Genomic DNA, 336 nt, shown 5'->3' on the forward strand with positions numbered 1-336 from the left:
GACATGAAAGCTGTCTCGCCGTTCCTTGCATCCCTTCCCGAGGCCGAGCGGCACAAGATTAAAGCGGACATCGCCTCAAGGATATTTGGCGGCAAAGATTTCTCGAATGTCAGCAGCGACTCTTACCCGATCAACACCCATGAGATTCTTATGGAGTTGATTAAAAAGCTGGAAGTCCCAAACAAGCCGAGCAAACCTGATAAGAACACACCGGCTTAATCAAGTACTCGTGGGACTCGTTAGCACCTTAGATAACTGGTTAAAGCCGACACTAAGTTTCGGCCATAGAAACATAGTGCCATTCACGAATGGTTTCCCCTGGCCGACTGCTGACTT

The 336-nt window shown here is 48.8% G+C and carries 1 protein-coding gene; it reads left to right on the plus strand.

Translation table 11 applies throughout. The features are described from left to right. On the plus strand, positions 1-219 hold a 219-nt coding region (locus tag SB717_RS34380; protein WP_410907328.1), incomplete at its 5' end, for a hypothetical protein. Between the last annotated feature and the right edge of the window lie 117 nt (positions 220-336).

Source organism: Priestia sp. SIMBA_032 (assembly GCF_046535215.1).
In the GTDB taxonomy this organism is placed as follows: domain Bacteria; phylum Bacillota; class Bacilli; order Bacillales; family Bacillaceae_H; genus Priestia; species Priestia aryabhattai.